This is a genomic window from Sagittula sp. MA-2 (genome assembly GCF_030126985.1).
In the GTDB taxonomy this organism is placed as follows: Bacteria; Pseudomonadota; Alphaproteobacteria; order Rhodobacterales; family Rhodobacteraceae; genus Sagittula.
Map to the genome: position 1 here is coordinate 3,667,371 of NZ_CP126145.1, position 16,939 is coordinate 3,684,309.

Genomic DNA, 16,939 nt, shown 5'->3' on the forward strand with positions numbered 1-16,939 from the left:
GAGCCGCCGCATGATCCGGCTGGAGAAACGCCCGCAGCCGTCGCGGCTCTGGTCCGCGCTGACGCCGGTGATCGCGGTGATCCTGACCATGATCGCCGGGGCCGCGCTTTTCGCCGCCCTGGGCGCCAACCCGTTCGAGGCGATCCGCACCCTGTTCTGGGACCCGCTCTTCCACCCGCAGTTCGCCGCCTATTCGCGTCCGCAGCTGCTGGTAAAGGCCGCGCCGCTGATCCTGATCGCCATCGGCCTGTCCATCGGCTTCAAGGCCGGGATCTGGAACATCGGCGCCGAAGGCCAGTACATCATGGGCGCGATCTGCGGCGCCGGGGCGGGCCTTGCTTTCTACCCGTCCGAAAGCCCGCTGATCTTCCCGCTGATGATCCTTGCGGGCGCACTTGGCGGCTGGGCCTGGGCGATGATCCCGGCGATCCTGCGCACCACGCTCGGCACCAACGAGATCCTCGTCTCGCTCATGCTGGTCTACGTGGCCGAGACCATCCTCGGCTCCGTCTCCACCGGGCTTCTGCGCAACCCCGAAGGCATGGGCTTCCCCGGGTCGCGCAACCTGAAACAATGGGACGCCGCCCACAACGCCGAGATCTTCTCGGGCACGGGCGCGCACTGGGGGGTGGTCGCGGCGCTGATCGCGGTGATCTTCGCCTACATCATGCTGTCGCGGCACATGCTGGGCTTTCAGGTCCGGCTGACCGGCGAGGCGCCCCGCGCCGCGCGCTTCTCCGGCGTGAACCCGGCGCGGATCGTGTTGTTCTGCCTAGGCCTCTCGGGCCTGCTTGCGGGCATGGCGGGCTTGTTCGAGGTCTCCGGCCCCGCGGGCCAGATCAGCATCGACTTCAACTCCGGCTACGGCTTCACCGCGATCATCGTGGCCTTCCTCGGGCGGCTGAACCCCATCGGCATCCTGCTGGCCGGGCTGCTGATGGCGCTGACCTACATCGGCGGCGAACTGGCGCAACTCATGCTGGGCCTGCCGGGCGCCTCGATCCAGCTTTTCCAGGGGATGCTCCTGTTCTTCCTGCTGGGCACCGACGTGTTCATCAACTACCGCCTGCGCTTCGGCCGGGGGGAGGTGGCCGCATGACCGCCGCCCGCCGCCGCACCGACATCGCCACTACAGCCATGGGCTTTGGCCTCCGTCACCCGACCGGGCGCAGCGGCCCGGCCGTCCCGCGCACCGTGCAGGCGGCCCCCGGGCTGGCGGGCACCCAGCCGCGCGGCCCGCTGCGCCTCTCGGCGGTCGCGGCGGTCGGGATCGCGTCCGGATCTGCCGCGTCGTTTCTCCGGATCAAGGTGTAGACCCGCATGGACCTCAGTTCGATCAGCCCCGTCCTCCTGATTGCCTCCATCATGGTCTCGGCCACGCCGATCCTGCTGGCCGCCATCGGCGAGATGGTGGTGGAAAAGGCCGGCGTCCTGAACCTCGGCGTCGAGGGCATGATGATCATCGGCGCCGTTACCGGTTTCGCCACCGCCGTCAGCACCGGCTCGCCGTTCCTGGGCTTCGTCGCCGCCTCCCTGGCCGCCGCGATCTTCTCCATGGCGTTCGGCCTGCTCACCCAGTTCCTTCTGTCCAACCAGGTCGCCACCGGTCTCGGGCTGTGGATGATCGGGCTGGGCGTGTCCTCGCTGGTGGGCAAGTCCTACGAGGGGATGAAGTCCCCGCCCACCCCCAAGCTCGACATCCCCGTGCTGTCGGACCTGCCCGTCGTCGGCCGGATGCTCTTCAGCCACGACGCCATGGTCTACCTCTCGCTGCTGCTGGTGCTGGCCGTCTGGGCCTTCCTCAAGTTCACCCGCGCGGGCCTGATCCTGCGCGCCGTCGGCGAAAGCCACGACAGCGCCCACGCGCTCGGCTACAAGGTCGTGCTGATCCGGCTGGCCGCGATCTTCTTCGGCGGCGCCTGCGCGGGCCTCGGCGGCGCCTACATCTCGCTCGTGCGCGTCCCGCAATGGACCGAGGGCATGACCGCCGGGATCGGCTGGATCGCGCTCGCCATCGTGGTCTTCGCCTCCTGGCGGCCGGGCCGCGTGCTGATCGGCGCCTACCTCTTCGGCGGGATCAACGTGCTCCAGCTCAACCTGCAGGCCGTCGGCGCCAACGTGCCCGTCGCGCTGCTCTCGGCCTCGCCGTTCATCGTCACGATCCTCGTGCTTGTCATCATCTCTGCACGCGGGCATCACGGCGCGCCGGCCTCGCTCGGGCGACCGTTCCACGCCACCACCTGACCCATGGCCCGCGACACCGACACCGGGCTATCGTGCACCACGACGGACAGGCCGCACCGGACACGACGCTCAACGACACACCGACACAACGACAACCAAGGGAGTTGAAACATGAACCGCAGAACCCTGCTGACCACCGCCGCGCTCGCGCTCTCGCTCGGGCAGGCCGCCTTTGCACAGGACCCGGTGACCGCCGGCTTCATCTACGTGGGCCCCGTCGGTGACGGCGGCTGGACCTACGAGCACAACCAGGGCCGCCTCGCGGTCGAGGAGCACTTCGGCGACAAGGTAAAGACCATCTTCCAGGAAAGCGTGCCGGAAGGCGCCGACGCCGAACGCGCGATCACCCAGATGGCCCTGTCGGGCGCCGACATCATCTTCACCACGTCCTTCGGCTACATGGACCCGACCATCGCCGTCGCCGAGAAGTTCCCGGACGTGAAGTTCGAGCACGCCACCGGCTACAAGACCGCCGACAACGTGGGCGTCTACTCCGCGCGCTTCTACGAAGGCCGCGCGATCCAGGGCCACATCGCCGGCAAGATGACCAAGACCAACAAGATCGGCTACATCGCCTCCTTCCCGATCCCCGAGGTCATCCGCGGCATCAACTCCGCCTACATCCACGCCAAGAAGGTGAACCCCGATGTCGAGTTCTCGATCATCTGGGCCTACACCTGGTTCGATCCGGCGAAAGAGGCCGACGCCGCCCGCGCGCTGATCGAAAACGGCGCGGACGTGATCCTGCAGCACACGGACTCCACCGCGCCGCAGGCCGCCGCGCAGGAAGCCGGTGACGTCATCACCTTTGGCCAGGCCTCCGACATGATCGAATACGCGCCGACGCCGCGCGTCTCCTCGATCATCGACAACTGGGCGCCCTATTACATCGACCGCATCCAGGCGGTGATGGACGGCACCTGGGAATCGGACAACACCTGGGACGGCATCGGCGCCGGCATGGTCGGCATCGGCGAGATCACCGACGCCGTGCCCGAAGACGTGAAGGCCGAGGCGCTGGCCCTGAAGGACAGCATCGCGTCGGGCGAATACCACCCCTTCACCGGCCCGCTGAACAAGGCCGACGGCTCCGTCTGGCTGGCCGAGGGCGAAACCGCCTCCGACGCCGACCTCGCAAGCCTGAGCTTCTACGTCGAGGGCATCGACGCGGAAATCCCGCAGTAAGCCCGGAAACGACCGGCGCCGCGCCCTTCGGGGGCGCGGCGCCATCATCCCTTCTCAGGGCAGCCCTGAAACCATCTGTGCGCCCGGCGCCGGGCTATCAGCCGATCTCGTCCTCCATGCAGTTCAGTTGCCCCGTCTCGGGCGTGGTCAAAAGCGCCTCTCGGCCCTTGGTCCAGAACTCGTAGGCCCCGTCGAAATTCTCGCCCTCATAACGTGCTCCGGACCCGGAAATCGCCTGCGTCAGGGCCACGTCCTTGTCGTTCCACTTGAGCGAAACCAGCCCCTCTGCCCCGTTCACGAAGACGGCAGAGATCCCGGCGTTCAGCCCGCCGCAGACATAGGCCAGCGGCCCGATGGTGATGCCTGCCGCGTCGTCGCTGCGGGCGTTGGCATAGCCCATGCGCAGCTCGTGCATCCGCATGGCGTAATTCTCCGCCACGCAGCCTGCCATGTCGTCCGCCTTCCAGCAGTCGTTGCGCCCCTTGATCCAGCCGCGCTGCATCGCCTTTAGCTCGTTCATCCGGTCCGCGCCAAGGTTCGGGTCGTTCACCGCAAGGCCGTAAAGCCGCGCCATCTCCCGGTCGAGTTCGGCCAGCCCGTCGTTGTTGCAGATCATCTCCTCGACGGAGCCGTCGGCCTTGCCGCAGTCAAAGGCCGGATCGGCGGCAAGCGCCACGCCCGGCGCGGTGGCGGCAAGGGCGGCGAAAATCAAAGATGTCGGAATGCGGGTCATGCTCACTCTCCCTGAAGGTGCACGATTGTCCGCTGTCCCGGCCGGGCCTGTCAAAGGAAATGCGGCGCGGACCGGCCCGCGGCAGATCCGCCCGTTAACCACCTTTTCCCGCCTGTTGCGCAACGCACGGTGCAAAAGGTTACCAACCGGCCGGAACGAGGGGTCGAAACGGCCGGTTCACCAGTAACGGCGCGTCCATCTTCGTGAAGACTTCCTTGCGCCTCGATGTGCCGGAACGGGGCCCCACAAGATCTGGCCCGTTGCAGGCGGGCGCACGCTCCATCAACCCGTGCGTGCGCTGGGTTAACTGCGCCCCCTCGCGGCGCAGAGGTGAATTTGCCTTAACTCTCGGCTGTCTTGGGCGTTTCCAGGCCTGTTCCCGACGCATGCCCAGCGCCTTTGAGATGCGTCGACAGCTTCGCGCCTGCGGGCTGTCACGCGGCGTCTGTCAAGGGCTGACCGGCCCGCGGACCGATGCGCCACCTCACTCGATCGCCGTGATATTTTCCAACGATCCGAAGACGTTGCACCCGAGCGTCACGCGCAGCGCACCGATCAGATCGTCCACCGTTTCGGCGTTCAGGTACTGCCCGCCGGTGTCGTCGGCAAGGCAGCGCGCCACGCTCTCCGTCTCCGTGTCGGGCGTGTTCCAGTCCCAGTGATCGCTCCGCACCTTGAAGCCGATGACATGCACCGTCAGCCCCGGCGCCTCCCGCGCGAACTCTGCCGCCAGCTGGCACGGAGTCCCCCCGCAGGTCTCCTTCCCATCCGTCACCAGCACCACCGCACCCGGCGTGTGGAGGTAATCGAGCGTCTCCGCCGCCAGCCGCACACCATCCGTGAGGGCCGTCCCACCGGCCGGTCTAAGCCCCTCGATTTCCGAGATAATCGGCGCATCCGCCTGCCATTGCGGTCTCAGCCGCAGGTCGACGTTCCGGCAGGTCCGGTCGCCGCCGGGGCCGTAGATCACCAGCCCCAGCCGCCGCAGCACCGCAATATCCGGAAGCACCTGACGCATCGCCTGCCGCGCCTGAACGATTCGCGGCTCGCCTATGGCGTTGAACCCGATCTCCGCCATCGACCCCGACCCGTCGAACACGATCATCGCATCCTCCGTACAACTCTCCCCCGCCGACACGGGCAAGGCGGTCATCGCGGCAAGCGTCAGACAAAGAGCTTTCATGAAACTCCTCCTCCCCGACAGCCTGCCCGCCCCCCGTGAGTCTGTCGAGTCCCGCGCATGCCCCCGGACCCGCCGCCGCCTTAACCCGCTGACAGAAAGACATTTTGCCGGCACTGAACAATGGTCGGATCCGCGGCCTTCCGTTCGGGACACCGCCGGGCGTCCCTCACGAGCCGAAGCAAACGCCCCCTCACATCGCGCTTCCCGTGCGGCCCGCGCCGTGCCAGTCTCTGCGCCATGACCCTGACCACGATCTCGGGCGACACGCCCGCCCGCTTCGCCTTTGGCACCATGCAGTTCGGCGGCACCGCCGACGAACGCGCCAGCGCCGAAATGTTCGAGGCCTGCCGCGCCGCAGGCATCCGCCACTTCGACACCGCATACGTCTACACCGACGGCGCCTCCGAGACCCTGCTGGGCCGATTCGCGGCGGCCGAGCGCGAACGGCTGTTCATCGCGACAAAGGCCAGTTTCCCCGGTGGTTCCTCGCGTCACAACATACTGACAACGCTCGACGAAAGCCGGAAACGGCTGGGCATGGACACGGTCGATCTCTACTACATGCACCGCTGGGACGCCGACACGCCGCTGGAGGAAACCTTCGAGACGCTGGCGGAGGTACAGGCCGCGGGCAAGATCCGCTACATCGGCGTCTCGAACTACGCCGCCTGGCAGGTGATGAAGGCCCAGGCCACGGCCGCGCGCTTCGGCACGAAGATCGACGTCATCCAGCCGATGTACAACCTCGTGAAGCGGCAGGCCGAGGTCGAGATCCTGCCCATGTGCCAGTCCGAAGGCATCCTCCCCGTGCCCTATTCGCCGCTGGGCGGCGGCCTCCTGACAGGGAAGTACGCGCGCGGCGGCAGCGGACGGCTCGCCACCGATGAACGCTACGCCAAGCGCTACGGCGAGGCACAGATGCACGAGACCGCCCGCGCGCTGGCCGACCTGGGCGAAGAGATCGGGACGGACGCGGCGACGCTTGCGGTGGCCTGGGTCGCGCTGCATCCTTCCCGGCCCGCACCGATCCTGTCGGCCCGGTCGGAGGCACAGCTTCGCCCTTCGCTCGCGGCGATGAACTGGCCGATGGACAAGGACCTCTACGACCGCATCACCGCGCTGGGACCTACGCCGCCCCCGGCCACGGACCGGCTGGAAGAGGCCTGATCCCTAGGCGTTACAGGGTGTAGGGTGGGGGTTCCGGGCCTGTCGGGCCCGGGTTCGCCACCCGTCTTACCGCCAGCGCACGACCTCGTCGGGACTGGCGCGCTCGGTACGGAAGCTGTTCGCCGGATGGTCGCGGTCGGGCATCCCGAAGGCGATCCCGCACAGCACGTCCCGGTCATCGGCCACGTCGAACCACTCCCGCATGAAGGGCGAGAACCCGGCGACAGAAGCCATGGCCACGGCACCGATACCCCGCGCCTCCAGCCCCAGAAGCACCGCGGTCACATAGGCGCCGCAGTCGAGCACGCCATAGGCGCCCAGCACCTTCGGAGTGGTGATCAGCAGGAAGCCGGTGGCGCCGAACAGCCGGAAGTTCTCCTGCATCTGCCGGCCCGATGTCACGCGGTCGCCCTTCTCGATCCCCAACGCGCCGTAAAGCTGCCAGCCGCATGTCCTGCGACGGTCCTTGTAGACCCCGTCCCACGCCTTCGGGAACGGGATGTCGGTCGCGTGTGCGCCGGACCGCGCATGCTCGAAGAAGGCGGGGGCCAGCCGGGCGGTTTCCTCCGCCCCGCAGGCGTGGACCTCCCACGGTTGCGAGTTGCACCACGACGGCACCTGCTGCGCATCGCGCAGGGCCGCCTCCACAAGCGCCCGGTCGACAGGTTGATCCGTGAACGCACGGCAGGAGGCCCGCGCCCGCAGAAGCGCTCCGAATCTGGCGGCCAGCGTATTCTCCTTCGTCATATCAGACCCTCCTGTCTCAAGGTCTCGCGTATCTCCGCCCCATGTGCGCCCCGCGGTGGGATATCGCCGGTGCCGCGTGCCACGCCGTCGAAGCGCGGTGCCGGTGCTGGCACACCGTCCTGCCAGATGCCCCGCGCCGCGATGTGGGGATCTTTCTGTGCCTCGGCCGGGCTCAGCACCGGCGCGACGCAGGCGTCGGACCCGTCGAACAGCGACACCCATTCATCCCGCGGCCGCGCGGCAAACAGGCCCGCCAGCCGCGCGGTCTGGACCGGCCACTGCACGGGGTCGAACTGTTCGGCAAAGGCCGGATCGCCCGCGAGCCCCATGATCTCAAGGAACTCGGCGTAGAACTTCGGTTCAAGGCATTGCACCGCGACGTGGCGTCCATCGGCGCAGACATAGCAGCGCGACCAGTGCGGCCCGTCCAGCAGCGACGCGCCACGCGCCTCGCGTGAGAACATCGGCCCCATGGAGAGCAGCAACGACAGCATGTGTGAGGTGCCGTCGACGATGGCCGCGTCCACGACACAGCCCTTGCCGGTTCTCCGCGCGTTCAGCACGCCGCTCAGAATGCCGACCGTGAGATAGAGCGCCCCACCGCCGATGTCGCCCAGCAGGGTCGGCGGCACGCCGGGGACTTCGCTCGGCAGGCCGCCGTAAAACAGCGTGCCGCTCAACCCGGCGTAGTTCAGATCGTGCCCGGCCTGTCTCGCGCGCGGCCCGTCCTGCCCCCAGCCCGTCATCCGCCCGTAGACCAGCCCCGGGTTCAGCGTGTGCGCCGCCTCCGGCCCGAGGCCGAGGCGCTCCATCACCCCGGGCCGCATCCCCTCGATCAGCGCGTCGGAACGGGCGATAAGGGCCTTGGCGACGGCGATGTCCTCTGGCGCCTTCAGATCCAGCACGATGGACCGCTTGCCCCGGTCGAGCAGGTTATTCTCCTGTTTCGACGGGTTGTCGGGGGTAGCACGGTGGATGACGGTCACCTCCGCACCAAGGTCCGCGAGGTGCATGGCAGCGAAGGGGGCGGGCCCGAGGGCCTCGAACTCGAGGATGCGCAATCCGGTCAGCATGCCCGCACTGGAGCGCAAGTCGGGCCGGAAGGAAAGGGGATTTGCGCCGTTCAGCGGCCAGCCAAAGCGGCGCAGAGCCCCGCCCTGCACCCGGTTTCGCGACGGCAGTTCCGCGGCCGCACCGACAGCCCGTGCCCGGAACCGTCCGTTCGCGCCCTCTCAGCCGAGTTTGTCCGCGTAGGCCAGGAACGCGTCTGCCATCACCCGCACCGCCACGTCCATGTCGGCGGCGGAGGCGAATTCGTCGGGCCGATGGCTGATACCGCCCCGGCACCGCACGAACAGCATCGCGATCGGGCAAAGGTCCGCCATCGCCGACGCATCGTGCGTCGCCCCCGAGGGGATGGTCAGCGGCACGAGGTCCGCCTTGCCGATGGCCCCTTCCAGCGCCCGCGTCAGACCGGGATCGCAGACCGCCGCAGGCTGCGCGTATGTTTGGACCGCACTCAGGTCGCAGTTGGCGTCGAAACAGATATCCCGTGCCAGCGCCATGGCCTCCGCCTCGAAGGCCTCGCGGAGGGTGTCCTGCGGCGCGCGGATCTCAAGCGGGAAGCGGACGTCGGCGGGGATGGCATTCACCGCGCCGGGTTTCAGGGCCAGCGTGCCCACCGTCGCCCGCAGGTCCGGGACCTGCGCCGCCGCGTCGCTGACAGCCGCAATGATCCGCGACGCCGCCACCAGTGCGTCCCGCCGCCCGTCCATGGGCACGGTCCCGGCGTGGCCGGTCTCTCCGGTGATGCGCATGTCGAAGCGGGAAATCCCGCAGATCGCACTGACGGCGGCGACGGGCAGGTCCTCGGCCTCGAGCACCGGGCCCTGTTCGATGTGTGCCTCCAGATAGGCCACGACATCCCGCCGGGCGCGTTGCACCGCGCCGATCTTGTCCACCGCCACACCGAAGGCCCGCATCGCGTCGCGCATCGCCACATCGTCGCGGTCGGTCATGTCCAGCGCCTCGGCCTTCAGCGTGCCGGCCAGCGCGCGGGGGCCGATCAGGGCCGTCGGGAAGCGCACGCCCTCCTCGTCGGCAAAGGCCAGCACCTCCAGCGCGAAGGGCAGCGCGGGCAGGCGATCCTTCAGCGCGCCGGCTACAAGGCATCCGAGCGCGATGCCCATGATCCCGTCGAAGGCACCGCCCGAGGGGACGCTGTCCTGATGCGACCCGATCATCAGGACCGGCTTGCCTTCCGGGTTCGGACTGCGGCCCACCAGCGTTCCGGCGGCGTCCTGCGCGGGCTCCAGCCCGGCGTCCGTCATCCACGACGCGATCTGGTCGAGGGCTGCGCGGTGGTGTTCCGTCCATGGCAGGCGAGTCACACCTTCGGCACTTGCCGAGGCGCGTGCAATCGCGTCCAATCGGGAGGCGGCGGTCTCTCCGTAGGTCATCTCACCCTTGTATTTATCATGATAAATTGATTCACTTGGTATCTTAACGCATTCGCCCCAGCAGTCACGTCCGCATTCCATGTCCTCCCTTCCCACCCCTCCTCAACGCCGATCCCGCCCCGTGCGGGTGGCCGACGCGATCAAGGACTGGGTGGTGGAACAGGGACTGAAACCCGGGGACCGGCTGCCCGGCGAGACCGAACTGATCCAGCGCTTCGCCATGTCCAAGGGCACTATCCGCGAGGCGCTGCGTCTGTTGCAGGCGCAGGGGCTGGTGGAGACCAAGACAGGCCCGGGCGGCGGTCTTTTTGTCGGTGAAGTCTCGCGCGAGCGGGCGCGGGCGCTGCTGGCGAATTTCTTCTATTTCCAGCACATCACCATCGACGACATCTACCAGGTCCGCATCGCGCTGGAGCCGGAGATGGCAGCCAGCCTTGCCGGGCGCCTGACCGAGGACCAGTTGGCAGAACTGTCCGCGATCATGGAAGACTACGCCCAGCCCGCCGCAGATGCGGAGGAGGAGCGGGTGCAACATGTCTCCTCACTGAAGTTTCACGCCCGTCTGGCGGACTTCGGCGAGAATGCGATGCTCGGGTTCTTCATCGGGTTCATGGCGCAGATCCTGACCGACCTGACGGTCTACAAGCGGCTCTACACCCAGCCGAACCACGACCTCTGGCGGAACGGACGCGAGCACCAGATCGACCTGATCGCCGCCCTGCGCGACGGAGACGCGGAGGCCGCGCGGCGCATCATGCGAGAACACATGCAGGAGGCGCGGCAGATGATGGAAGATCAGGAAGCCGAAGTGATGAAGCGGTTCATCGTGTGAAGCGGCCTGCGTTGTTGCCGTGAAACCCGTGGCGGGTCAGGTCTCCGCGACCGGCAGTTCGGTCGAGGCGAACGGCAGCGCGCGGTAGGGATCGTCCGCCACGGGCACATGGCGCAGCCAGTCGGCATAAAGGCCGTTGGTCGCGTGGCCATGCAGGACCCGCAGGGCCGCAAGCGGGGCTTCGGAGTAATCCACGCGCAACGTCATCGGCGGCGTCGTCCGGCTGACCACCAGCAGCGCCGCGGACAAGAGCCCCCGACTGTCGCCACCTGCGCGCGAGGCCGTCTCCAACGCGGTCAGAAGCCGCTCATCCAGCCCGCCTTTGCCGGTCAGGAACCCTTCAAGACAGGCATCCAGCACCGACTCGGAGGCAAGGAGGTTGCCTGCCACCACGACGCCCGGCGCCTCGCGCGCCCCGGCGACGGTGATGCTGTTCGCTCCGGTGAAATGGGCGGTCGCCCCGGTGAGGTCGAGCGCCGACATCTGCCGTTCGGCCTTGCCGGTGTCTGGCATGGTGACGCGCGCCACTGCCTCCGCTGCCGGAACTCCGCTGCGCATGAGGGCCAGCGCCTCCGTCCCCCACATCGTCGACGGGAGAGACCCCTGTGAGGCGGTCATGCCCGATTCGGCGTCTCCGCGCAGGACCCAGCCCCCGACACACAGGCTGCCCGTGGTGGCCGCCCCCCCGCAAGCGCCCGTTTTTTCGTCGTATGCGAGGATCGAAATTGTCATGGATGGGTCCTTTCGTCGTCGGACTTGAATTTATCATGAAAATTTGCCCCATTTCAATTTATCATGATAAATTAACCGCAGCCGGTGACGGCCCGGATGAAAAAACAGGAGAGGAACCCAATGTCGCTACTCAAAATGACCCGCCGCGGCCTGATGGCTGCCGGTACGGCGCTGGCGTTGACCCTGGCCACGGTGCCGGGCGCGCAGGCGCAGACGCCCCCGGGCGTGCTGATCGTCGGCCAGATCGCCGAGCCCAAGGCGCTGGACCCGGCAGCGGTGACGGCGGTGAACGACTTCCGAATCCTGATGAACGTCTACGACGGGCTGGTGCGCTACAAGGACGGCACGCTGGAGGTCGAACCTGCGCTGGCGGAAAGCTGGGAGATCTCCGAGGACGGGACCGAGTATACCTTCAAGCTGCGCGAGGGCGTGAAGTTCCACGACGGTTCCGACTTCAACGCCGAGGCGGTGAAGTTCAACTTCGACCGGATGCTGAACGAGGATCACCCCTACCACGACACCGGCCCGTTCCCGCTCGCCTTCTTCTTCTCGGCGGTGGAGAACGTCGAGGCGGTGGACGACCTGACGGTGAAGTTCACGCTGGGCAGCCCCTACGCACCGTTCCTGTCGAACCTCGCCTATCCCACCGGCCTGATCGTGTCGCCCGCCGCCGTCGAGCAATACGGCGCGGATTTCGGCCGCAACCCGTCCGGCACCGGCCCCTTCAAGTTCGCCGAATGGCGGTCGAACGAAGCCGTGGTCGTGGAGGCTAACCCCGACTACTGGGACGGCGCGCCCGAACTGCAGGCCGTCGTCTTCCGCCCGATCACCGATGCCAACACCCGCACTGCCGAGATGCTGGCAGGCGGCATCGACCTGATGGTCGAGGTGCCCCCGGTCGCCTTGTCGGAATTCCAGTCGGATGCCTACCAGGTCTTCGAACAGGCCGGCCCCCACGTCTGGTTCCTGATCCTGAACGCCAAGGAAGGTCCCTTCGCCGACAAGGCCGTGCGGCAGGCGGCGAACTACGCGATCAACAAGGAAGCGCTGGTCAACGAGGTGCTGGAAGGCACCGCGGACGTGGCCGCGGGGCCCACGCCGCCCGCCTTTGCCTGGGCCTACAATTCCGATCTGGAGCCCTACCCCTATGACCCGGAGAAGGCCAAGGCGATGCTGGCGGAGGCCGGGGCCGAGGGGGCCGAGCTGACCTTCTACGTGACCGAGGGCGGCTCCGGGATGCTCGACCCGATCGCCATGGGCACGGCGATCCAGGCGGACCTGGAGGCCGTGGGCTTCGACGTGAAGATCGAGACCTACGAGTGGAACACCTTCCTCGGAGAGGTGAACCCCGGCCTCGAAGGCAAGGCGGACATGGCCGAGATGGCATGGATGACCAACGACCCGGACACCCTGCCCTTCCTCGCGCTGCGCACCGACGCATGGCCCGACAAGGGCGGCTTCAACTCCGGCTACTATTCGAACCCGGAGGTCGATGCCCTACTGGAAGAGGCGCGCGTCGCCACCGACCAGGACAAGCGCGCCGAGCTTTACAAGGAGATGCAGACCATCGTGCAGGAAGATGCGCCCTGGGTCTTCGTCGCCAACTGGAAGCAGAACGCCGTGACATCGGACCGGGTGGAGAACTTCGCCCTGCAGCCGTCGTTCTTCCTGCTGCTCGACGACGTCGTGAAGAACTGAGGTTTCGGCGCGTTCCGCGCCGATCCGCCGGGGGGCTGCCGCCCCCCGGACCCCCCGCAGGTATTTGGCCCAAGATGAAGGGACAGGCCGTTGCCGTCCGTTCCGCGGGGTTCATGTGTTTCAGCGAAGGAGGCCGCGGCGATGACCGGCTACATCCTCAAGAGACTGGTGTCGGCGATCCCGGTGCTGCTGGGCATCACGGTGATCGTGTTCCTGATCATGGCAATGATCCCGGGCGACCCGGCGACGGCGATCCTCGGATCCTATGCGACGCCGGAGAACGTGGAGAAGCTGAACCGCGACCTCGGATTGGACAAGCCGCTGGTGTCGCAGTACTTCATCTGGCTCGGCAACATGCTGACGGGCGATTTCGGGCAATCCTTCGCGCTGAACCGGCCCGTGCTCGACGAGGTGCTGGAACGGTTCAACGGGACGCTGGTGCTGGCGGGGACATCGTTTGTCCTTTGCGCCGTGTTCGGCATCGTGGCTGGCGTGATCTCGGCCGCGAACCAGTACGGCTGGGCGGACAAGGGGATCACCTTCGCGGTCCTGCTGGGGATCTCCATCCCGTCCTTCTTCCTCGGCATGATGATGATCCTTCTGTTCGGGGTGAACCTCAGGTGGTTCCCGGTCTCCGGCATGTGGCCGATCTACGGCGACCGGACGCTCTGGGTGCTGCTCAATCATCTTGCGATGCCGGCCTTTGCCCTTGCGGTCGTCGCTACAGGTGTTGTCGCGCGGCTGTCGCGGTCGGCCATGCTCGAGGTGCTGCGGCAGGATTTCATCCGCACCGCCCGCGCCAAGGGTGTGCACGAGCGTGGCGTGATCTGGCGCCATGCGCTGAAGGCCGCGATGGTGTCGATCATCCCGGTGCTGGGCATCCAGGCGGGCTTTGTCCTGTCGGGCGCCGTCTATATCGAGATCGTCTTCCAGTGGCCCGGCGTGGGGCGGATGCTGGTCGATGCCATCCTGAAGCGTGACATCCTGCTGGTACAGGGCGGCGTGGTCTTTGTCGCCGCCTGCTACGTCCTGTTCAACATCCTCGTGGACGTGGCGCAAAGCCTTCTGGACCCGAGGATCAAGACATGAGCGCCTTCTTCAAACTCCTCGCCCGCAACCGCCTGGCCCTGGCCGGAGGGATCGTGCTGTCGCTGGTCGTGCTGCTGGCGCTGGTCACGCCGCTGCTGCCGCTGAAAGATCCGGACGTCACCAATACCGCGTTCCGGTTCCAGCCGCCGTTCTCTGAAGGGGCGCTGCTGGGCACCGATCACCTTGGCCGGGACCTGCTGGCGCGCCTGCTTTACGGCACGCGCCTGTCGCTGGCGGTGGGCTTTGCCGCGGCGGTGGCCGCCGCCACCCTGGGCGCCGCCATCGGGATCATCGCCGGCTTCTACGGCGGGCGGACCGACAATGTCATCATGCGCGGCGTCGACATGCTGATGGCCTTTCCCTACATCCTGCTGGCGCTGGCCATCGTGGCGGCGCTTGGTCCCGGGCTGCTGAACGCGCTGATCGCCGTGGCCGTGGTGAACGTGCCGTTCTTCGCGCGCAACATCCGGGGCATCACAGTGGGCATCGCGCACAAGGAGTTCGTGGATGCCGCGCGCCTTGCGGGGCTGTCGAACACCCGGATCATCCTGTCGGAGATCCTGCCGAACGTGATCCCGGTCATCGTCATCGCCATGTCCACCACCATCGGCTGGATGATCCTCGAGACCGCCGGCCTGTCGTTCCTCGGGCTCGGATCGCAGCCGCCGCAGGCCGATCTTGGATCCATGCTGGGCGAGGCGCGGTCGGCGCTGATCACCAACCCGCACACCTCCGTCGTGCCGGGCGTGATGATCCTGATCATCGTCATGTCGATCAACCTGCTGGGCGACGGGGTGCGCGACGCGCTGGACCCGCGGTTGAAGTCCGGCGCCCTGTCGCGGCCCATGGCGGCGACGCGGGTGGAGCGGGACGGACCCGTGCCGCAGGCGGAGGGCAAGGGCCTGCTGGAAGTGCAGGACCTGCAGACCCAGTTCCACGTCAAGGACCGCATCTACCGCGCGGTGGGCGGCGTGGACCTGCACGTCGAGAAGGGCGAATGCCTTGGCATCATCGGCGAATCCGGGTCCGGCAAATCGGTCACGGCGTTGTCGGTCATGGGGCTTGTCGCCTCGCCCCCCGGGGTGATCACCGGGGGCGCCGTCCGCTACGACGGCGACGACCTCGTCGGCGCGCCCTATCGCAAGCTGCGGTCGATGCGCGGCAGGAACGTCGCCTATATCTTCCAGGACCCGCTGGCCACGCTGCATCCGCTCTACCGCGTCGGCGATCAGCTGATCGAGGCGATCCGGTCGCACCGTCCCATCGGCAAGGCGGAAGGCAAGCGCAAGGCCATCGAACTGCTCGAAGCGGTACGTATCCCGAACCCCGCCAAGCGGATCACCGATTACCCGCACGAGATGTCGGGCGGGATGCGGCAGCGCGTCGGTATCGCCATGGCGCTGGCCAACGAGCCGGACATCATCATCGCCGACGAACCGACGACCGCGCTCGACGTGACGGTGCAGGCGCAGGTGCTGACCATCCTCGACGACCTCCGTCGCTCTCGCGGGCTGGCCATCGTGTTCATCACCCATGACTTCGGTGTGGTGGCGCAATTGTGCGACCGTGTGGCGGTGATGTACGCCGGGCGGATCGTGGAAGAAGGCACCACCGACGAGATCCTGAAGGCGCCCCGCCATCCCTACACCGCACGGCTCATGGCCTGCGTGCCGGAACTGGGCGGGGGCAAGCGGCGGCTGGAGGCCATCGCCGGCCTGCCGCCGGTGGTCGATAGGCTGCCCGCCGGATGCGCCTTTGCCGACCGCTGCATGAAGGCGCAGGACGATTGCCGGCAGGGCGACATTCCCTTGGAGCGCGTCGGCTCGCACGCCGTGCGGTGCCTCTATCCCGAAACCCCGCTGTCGGAGGCCGCCGAATGACCGATGCCCTGACCCTCTCCAACCTGTCGAAGACCTTTCCAGTGGGGCGTTCCCTGCTGGGCAAGTCCACCGGATCGGTCAAGGCCGTCCATCCGATCACGCTGTCGGTGCGCAAGGGCGAGACCCTTGGCATCGTGGGCGAATCCGGCTGCGGGAAGTCGACGCTGGCGCGGATGCTCGTGGGGCTGCTGCCGCCCTCCACCGGGACGATCCAGATCGAGGGCAAGGCGCTCGACAATGCGGACCCGGCGGCCTTCGGCAAGCGCATCCAGTACGTCTTCCAGGACCCGATCTCGTCGCTGAACCCGCGCAAGACGATCCGGCAGGTGATGGAAGCGCCGCTCAAACACCTTCACGGCATGCCCGCCGCGAAGCGCCGGGAGCGCATCCGCGAGATCTTCGACAGCGTGAACCTGCGCGAGGAGTTCCTCGACCGCTACCCGCATGAATTCTCGGGCGGGCAGGCGCAGCGGATCGGCATCGCGCGGGCACTGGCGGCCAATGCGTCCATCCTGATCCTCGACGAACCGGTGTCTGCCCTCGACGTGTCGGTGCAGGCGCAGGTGCTGAACCTGCTGGCCGACCTGCGCCGCGAATACGACCTGACCTACCTCTTCATCAGCCATGACCTTGCGGTGGTGGAGGCGGTCAGCGACCGGATCGCGGTGCTGTACTTCGGATCGGTAGTGGAGGTCGGCCCGGCGGAAGAGGTCTTTGCCCAGCCCCGCCATCCCTACACCCAGCTTCTGGCCAACAGCGCGCCGGTCGTTGGCCGCCCGCTGACCGCGCCAGAAGGCAAGGCAACCGAACTTCCCGACCCGCTGAACCCGCCGCGGGGCTGCGCCTTTGCGGCGCGCTGTCCCCGCGCCAGCGACAAGTGCCGGGCGGAGGTGCCCAAGCTGACGCCGGTCGGGGGGCAGACGGAAGCCGCCTGTTTCCACCCGCTCGGCGACTGACCCGGCGCGGCACAGGAAAGACGTGCCAAACCGC

Annotated in this window: 16 protein-coding genes; 10 read left to right on the forward strand and 6 right to left on the reverse strand. The window is 67.5% G+C overall.

Annotated elements, in window-relative coordinates:
• Positions 1–10: 10 nt before the first annotated feature.
• From QNI11_RS17885 to QNI11_RS17900, 4 genes are all read left to right on the forward strand, one after another.
• Positions 11–1,099 (forward strand): ABC transporter permease, encoded by a 1,089-nt coding sequence (locus QNI11_RS17885; protein ID WP_283981180.1) that lies wholly within the window; start codon positions 11–13, stop codon positions 1,097–1,099.
• On the forward strand, positions 1,096–1,314 hold the full coding sequence (locus tag QNI11_RS17890; protein ID WP_283981182.1) for a hypothetical protein: 219 nt from the start codon (positions 1,096–1,098) through the stop codon (positions 1,312–1,314). Before QNI11_RS17885 ends, QNI11_RS17890 begins: the two co-directional genes overlap by 4 nt.
• Before the next feature lie 6 nt (positions 1,315–1,320).
• Positions 1,321–2,244 carry an ABC transporter permease gene (locus tag QNI11_RS17895; protein WP_198521722.1) on the forward strand — a complete coding sequence of 308 codons (924 nt, stop codon included), beginning with the start codon at positions 1,321–1,323 and terminating at the stop codon, positions 2,242–2,244.
• Between the two features lie 111 nt (positions 2,245–2,355).
• The gene (locus QNI11_RS17900; RefSeq protein ID WP_100929262.1) at positions 2,356–3,429 is read left to right on the forward strand and encodes a BMP family ABC transporter substrate-binding protein; all 1,074 of its coding nucleotides are present in this window, start codon (positions 2,356–2,358) and stop codon (positions 3,427–3,429) included.
• 97 nt (positions 3,430–3,526) lie between these two features.
• Here QNI11_RS17900 and QNI11_RS17905 read toward each other — a convergent pair whose 3' ends face one another.
• Positions 3,527–4,162: an MliC family protein gene (locus QNI11_RS17905; RefSeq protein ID WP_283981184.1), complete on the reverse strand. Its 636-nt coding sequence runs from the start codon at positions 4,160–4,162 to the stop codon at positions 3,527–3,529.
• Between the two features lie 484 nt (positions 4,163–4,646).
• Positions 4,647–5,345, reverse strand: coding sequence for a VWA domain-containing protein (locus tag QNI11_RS17910; RefSeq protein WP_283981185.1), 699 nt, complete (start codon positions 5,343–5,345; stop codon positions 4,647–4,649).
• Between the two features lie 237 nt (positions 5,346–5,582).
• Here QNI11_RS17910 and QNI11_RS17915 point away from each other — a divergent pair, with 237 nt between their 5' ends.
• Positions 5,583–6,512 (forward strand): aldo/keto reductase, encoded by a 930-nt coding sequence (locus tag QNI11_RS17915; RefSeq protein ID WP_283981186.1) that lies wholly within the window; start codon positions 5,583–5,585, stop codon positions 6,510–6,512.
• A gap of 66 nt (positions 6,513–6,578) precedes the next feature.
• On the opposite strand, the gene QNI11_RS17920 is transcribed toward QNI11_RS17915, so the two are convergent.
• The 3 genes from QNI11_RS17920 to QNI11_RS17930 form a co-directional block, all read right to left on the reverse strand.
• Positions 6,579–7,259, reverse strand: a complete 681-nt coding sequence (locus tag QNI11_RS17920; RefSeq protein ID WP_283981187.1) for a nitroreductase — start codon at positions 7,257–7,259, stop codon at positions 6,579–6,581.
• A complete protein-coding gene (locus QNI11_RS17925) occupies positions 7,256–8,332 on the reverse strand; it encodes a CaiB/BaiF CoA-transferase family protein (protein ID WP_283981188.1) in 1,077 nt (358 codons plus the stop codon). Before QNI11_RS17925 ends, QNI11_RS17920 begins: the two co-directional genes overlap by 4 nt.
• A gap of 159 nt (positions 8,333–8,491) precedes the next feature.
• Entirely contained in the window at positions 8,492–9,718 is a 1,227-nt protein-coding gene (locus QNI11_RS17930; RefSeq protein ID WP_283981189.1) for a M20 family metallo-hydrolase, read from the reverse strand.
• Positions 9,719–9,839: 121 nt separating this feature from the next.
• Here QNI11_RS17930 and QNI11_RS17935 point away from each other — a divergent pair, with 121 nt between their 5' ends.
• Complete coding sequence (locus QNI11_RS17935) at positions 9,840–10,550, forward strand: FadR/GntR family transcriptional regulator (RefSeq protein WP_283981190.1); 711 nt, start codon at positions 9,840–9,842, stop codon at positions 10,548–10,550.
• Positions 10,551–10,586: 36 nt separating this feature from the next.
• On the opposite strand, the gene QNI11_RS17940 is transcribed toward QNI11_RS17935, so the two are convergent.
• Entirely contained in the window at positions 10,587–11,282 is a 696-nt protein-coding gene (locus QNI11_RS17940) for a DUF1028 domain-containing protein (protein ID WP_283981191.1), read from the reverse strand.
• A gap of 120 nt (positions 11,283–11,402) precedes the next feature.
• Between QNI11_RS17940 and QNI11_RS17945 the strand changes: the two genes are divergently transcribed.
• The 4 genes from QNI11_RS17945 (at position 11,403) to QNI11_RS17960 (ending at position 16,905) form a co-directional block, all read left to right on the forward strand.
• Positions 11,403–12,980, forward strand: coding sequence for an ABC transporter substrate-binding protein (locus QNI11_RS17945; protein ID WP_283981192.1), 1,578 nt, complete (start codon positions 11,403–11,405; stop codon positions 12,978–12,980).
• A 141-nt stretch (positions 12,981–13,121) separates the two neighbouring features.
• Complete coding sequence (locus QNI11_RS17950; RefSeq protein WP_100929252.1) at positions 13,122–14,069, forward strand: ABC transporter permease; 948 nt, start codon at positions 13,122–13,124, stop codon at positions 14,067–14,069.
• Positions 14,066–15,949, forward strand: coding sequence for a dipeptide/oligopeptide/nickel ABC transporter permease/ATP-binding protein (locus QNI11_RS17955; protein WP_283981193.1), 1,884 nt, complete (start codon positions 14,066–14,068; stop codon positions 15,947–15,949). Before QNI11_RS17950 ends, QNI11_RS17955 begins: the two co-directional genes overlap by 4 nt.
• Positions 15,946–16,905, forward strand: a complete 960-nt coding sequence (locus QNI11_RS17960; protein ID WP_283981194.1) for an ABC transporter ATP-binding protein — start codon at positions 15,946–15,948, stop codon at positions 16,903–16,905. Before QNI11_RS17955 ends, QNI11_RS17960 begins: the two co-directional genes overlap by 4 nt.
• Positions 16,906–16,939: the final 34 nt, after the last annotated feature.

Bases quoted from the DNA above. Each gene is read 5' to 3' on its own strand.
- QNI11_RS17885 (WP_283981180.1), top strand. From the start codon at position 11: ATGATCCGGCTGGAGAAACGCCCGCAGCCGTCGCGGCTCTGGTCCGCG.
- QNI11_RS17890 (WP_283981182.1), top strand. From the start codon at position 1,096: ATGACCGCCGCCCGCCGCCGCACCGACATCGCCACTACAGCCATGGGC.
- QNI11_RS17895 (WP_198521722.1), top strand. From the start codon at position 1,321: ATGGACCTCAGTTCGATCAGCCCCGTCCTCCTGATTGCCTCCATCATG.
- QNI11_RS17900 (WP_100929262.1), top strand. From the start codon at position 2,356: ATGAACCGCAGAACCCTGCTGACCACCGCCGCGCTCGCGCTCTCGCTC.
- QNI11_RS17905 (WP_283981184.1), bottom strand. From the start codon at position 4,162: ATGACCCGCATTCCGACATCTTTGATTTTCGCCGCCCTTGCCGCCACC.
- QNI11_RS17910 (WP_283981185.1), bottom strand. From the start codon at position 5,345: ATGAAAGCTCTTTGTCTGACGCTTGCCGCGATGACCGCCTTGCCCGTG.
- QNI11_RS17915 (WP_283981186.1), top strand. From the start codon at position 5,583: ATGACCCTGACCACGATCTCGGGCGACACGCCCGCCCGCTTCGCCTTT.
- QNI11_RS17920 (WP_283981187.1), bottom strand. From the start codon at position 7,259: ATGACGAAGGAGAATACGCTGGCCGCCAGATTCGGAGCGCTTCTGCGG.
- QNI11_RS17925 (WP_283981188.1), bottom strand. From the start codon at position 8,332: ATGCTGACCGGATTGCGCATCCTCGAGTTCGAGGCCCTCGGGCCCGCC.
- QNI11_RS17930 (WP_283981189.1), bottom strand. From the start codon at position 9,718: ATGACCTACGGAGAGACCGCCGCCTCCCGATTGGACGCGATTGCACGC.
- QNI11_RS17940 (WP_283981191.1), bottom strand. From the start codon at position 11,282: ATGACAATTTCGATCCTCGCATACGACGAAAAAACGGGCGCTTGCGGG.
- QNI11_RS17945 (WP_283981192.1), top strand. From the start codon at position 11,403: ATGTCGCTACTCAAAATGACCCGCCGCGGCCTGATGGCTGCCGGTACG.
- QNI11_RS17950 (WP_100929252.1), top strand. From the start codon at position 13,122: ATGACCGGCTACATCCTCAAGAGACTGGTGTCGGCGATCCCGGTGCTG.
- QNI11_RS17955 (WP_283981193.1), top strand. From the start codon at position 14,066: ATGAGCGCCTTCTTCAAACTCCTCGCCCGCAACCGCCTGGCCCTGGCC.
- QNI11_RS17960 (WP_283981194.1), top strand. From the start codon at position 15,946: ATGACCGATGCCCTGACCCTCTCCAACCTGTCGAAGACCTTTCCAGTG.